General features: G+C 62.1%; 1 protein-coding gene. It reads right to left on the reverse strand.

All coding sequences use genetic code 11. The features are described 5' to 3' along the window. Positions 1-3852: beta strand repeat-containing protein (locus RRH01S_RS32945; RefSeq protein WP_042477788.1), on the reverse strand; the 3852-nt coding region annotated here is incomplete at both ends.

The raw sequence follows: 3852 nt of genomic DNA on the forward strand, positions 1-3852 counted from the left end.
TGGCATCGCCGGCGGTGACCTTGGATGCCGAGACCGTGGTGTCGCCTCCGGAAATGATCGTTACGCCATCCTTGCCGGAGATCGACGAGCCGGCCGCGGTGGTGTTCTCCAGATGGCCGGAGGCGTTCTCCTTGGTCGAGCCGAAGAAGCCGCTCTTCTTGGTGCTGCTCTCGGTGTCGATCGTATAGGCGTCGGTCGCCTGGGCGATCGTGACATCGTCTTTCGCCTGCAGGCCAACCGAACCATCAGCTGTCATGGTGCTGCCGATAACGTTGATGTCAGCGCCCGACTTGGTGACGATATCGCCGCCGGCGGTGATCGTGGATCCACCATGTGTGATCGACGACGAGGAGCCCTTGCCGAAAACGGAGTCGCTCTGGCTCTGTGAGGTGGTAACGTTGATGTCGCCGTTCGAGGTCAGGCCGACATCGCCCTTGGCGGTCAGATCGGAGCCGGAGATCAGGACGCTCGTATTGCCATTGACCAACAGATTGCCGCCGGCTGTCAGCTGTGAGGCTTGCTGGTCGGTGCCTGTGGTCTTGGTGTAGCCATCGTTGGTGCGACGGGCGACATCCGTGGAGACGACGTTGACTGCGCCGCTCGTGGCTGTGACACTAAGGACGCCGCCCGATTTGGCGGAAGAGCCGATAATATTGACGTCGGTGTTGCCGGTGATGGCAAGATTGCCGCCGGTGGTGATGCGGGTTCCCGTGGCATTCTGTTGACCACCATTATCAACCTTGACCGCAGCGAGGTTGACATTGTTGCCCGAGAGCTGTGCCGAGCCGCCCGCGGTGATGTTCGAGCCAGTCAGCGTCAGGCTGCCGGCGCCGGCATCCACCTTCAGGCTTCCACCAGCATTTACCCCTCCGCTGGAGGCAACGACGGACTGGCCGCCGATGTTCATCGTCTGCGCCGCAAGCGTGATGCCGTTCGAGGCATTCAGGTTCATGTTGCCGCCGGCAAGGAATGTGCCGCCATTGGCCTTGATGTCGGTGGCGTTGATGGTCATGCCGTCGGCCGCGGCGATCGCGCCGGAATTGTTGAGGCTGCCGACGTCCACGCTGACCGTGTTACCCGCAATCATGGCGCCGGCGCTGTTGATCTTCGCCCGGTCCGCGGCCGAGAGATAGACGACCGGCACCAACACTTGCGCACCATCGATGGTCTGGGTCTGATAGATCACGATGGACTCGGTGAGGGACGCCGCCTGCTCGGGCGTGAGCGCCTGGCCAAGGGCAAGGCCATGCGCCTCAGCATAGGCAACACCGTTATCGAGCAGCGTCTTCATCTGATCGGTGGCGTTGTTGCCGGGGATGAACGAACCGTTGCCCAGGCCATTGCCGACCAGCTCGCGCAATTGCGTATCGACGAGCTGATTGTCGAAATAGGCGTCGCCGAGGAAGGGAACCTTGGTCTCCGGCGTATAGCCGACCCGGTTGATAAAATACCCCGAGCCATAGAAAGTTGATACGTCGAGGAAGGCAGCGCGCGTCTCCAACAGGAAGACTTGGCCGGGGATCGTGCCGCCGACGCCACCCGATTGCGGTTTGGCAAGCGAGGCGAGTTGAGCCCCGTTCACTTGCAGAACCTGGGCAAGATTGCCGCTATTGCCGATGGCGATGCTCAATTTGCCGATAAGGCTGTTCGGATTGACCGAGGCGCCACCGGCGGCTGTCAGACTGCCACTGTTGATCGAAGCCCCACCATCTGCGGTCAATCCGTTGCCGCCGATCACGGTGCCGCCAGCCACTGTCAGGCCATTACCGCCGATTGCCGGACCACTGCCAAGCGTCGGGCTACCACCGCCAATTGACGGACCGCTGCCGACGTTTGCGCCACCGTTGGCAGCTACACCCGCGAGTGTGGCGTTGACATCGAACAGGGCGCCGCCCGCTGTCATACTGCCAAGTGCCGAGAGCGGATTCCCGGGATTGCTTGGGGATGCAACGCCGGTTCCTCCCGACACGGACCCGGAGGCGGACGTATTGTTGATCGTACCGAACCCGAGAGTGAGTGCGCCGGCGGCCTTGATGTTGCCTGCCGCACCGCCGATCACCTGCGAACTCGAGACGATCGAGGTGCCGTTGGCGATGTCGCGTGAGGGATCGGCCGAGCCGTCGGCATTGTAAGCCGTGCAGGCGCTTTGCGCATTGCAGGTCAGCATGGTCGTGCGGCGCAGCGCGACCCCTTCATTGTTCAACACTCCGCCCTTCAGCGTGGCATTGCCGCCGGCTTCGATCGAACTGTAAGAATTGTTGAGGTTGGTGGCATCGATATTGAGAGTGCCACCGGCACGGATGACAGCTTCCGGGGTGAGCGCGCTGGTGAACTGGTCGTCATAGATCGACTGGCTGAGATTGCTGGTCGGATCCCAGGTATAGGTGGTGCTGGTGTCGGAGCCGCCGCGGATGACCTGGTCGACGATGAAATACCTCGACGGATCGTTCGCGTCGAGAACGGGATTGCCGTTTGCATCCTTCGGCACTCTGTCCTTGATCCAATTATAGATCGGCCGGACTTCAGTCGGCCCGTTCGCGGAGGTCCAGGTCCAGGCATGATAGCTCGTGCCGTCGGCGAGGGTCGCCTGAGACCAGAGTAGCGGCTGATAGTCCTGCCACGCCGGCGGATCGATGCCGGGATATAGCTGGAACATGTTCTGGTCGCTCGTTTCCAGATAGGCGAACGGTTGACCTGCCACGGCGGGATTGAGCACGAAGGTGCCGACGACACCGCCGGAGGATACAAGCACGCCGGTTGTCCATGTCGGCGTCGTTGACCGCTTGTTGGTCAGATTGGACGTCAGGATCGACATATCCCGGCCGGCCTGAATGAGACCGGAGATGTTGGTGACCCCGCCATTACGCTGTCCGGCCGCAGTTCCTTGGATCGAGAGATCGTTCTGTGCGAGGATGGCGCCCTGGTCATTGGTAAGGACACCGCCCACGAATAGATTTGCATTATTGCGAGCGAAGACCAGCCCGGAAGAGGTGTTGTTCAGGTCGCCTGTGGTGCGTAAAACGAGATCGTTACCGGCGGCGAGCTGGCCGGCATTCGTGAACGACGGCAGGGTCAGCGTCAGGTCATGTGCGGCGAGCAACTCGGTATTGGCGTTGGTGGTGAGACCACCGGCAGCCGAGATGGCGATATCGCCGGAACCGCCGGCATTGGTGACGGTGCTGACCTGCGCGTTGGAGAGATCGGCGGCGCCGGAAAGATTGAGCGCCAGGCCGCCGAAGACGAGATTGCTGCCCGACAGGTTGGCCGATGATGCGTTGACGATCAACGAGCCGCCGCCGGCGATCCGGCTACCCCTGGTGCCGGACAGATCCAGCGCACCGGTGTTGAGCGTCAGATTACCGCCGACGCGGGTGGTGCTGGTATAGGCGATGGCGCCGGGGGCGGTGAGCGTGGTGTTGCCAAGGCTCTGCAGGCTGGAATAGCCGATGTTCTGCGTGGCACTGGCGGCAAGATTGTCACCTGAGAGCAGAGAATTGGCGTTGATGCTGCCATTCGAGGCGGCAAGCGTCATCGTGCCCGAGCGCTGCAGCATCAGGCTCCCGCCGGCCGCAGCATTGGTGGCAGCAAAGTCGACGCCGGAAACCAGCGTATCGATCGTCATCGACCGGGCGGACAGATTGGCATTGCGGCTGGCAAGCGACTGGCCGGTAAGCGTGATCGCATTGCCGGCGGTGATCGTCAGATCGCGATGGGCGACGGCATTGGCGCTGACATTGTTCGACGCATTGGCCGTGATGCTGCCGGCCGCCATCAAGCTGTTGGAGGTTACGTTGCCGGAGGTGGCCTTCAGGGTGAGGTCGCCAGCTTGGCCGAGAACGATATTGCCGGTTG

It is taken from the genome of Rhizobium rhizogenes NBRC 13257 (assembly GCF_000696095.1).
GTDB classification, from domain to species: Bacteria; Pseudomonadota; Alphaproteobacteria; order Rhizobiales; family Rhizobiaceae; genus Rhizobium; species Rhizobium rhizogenes.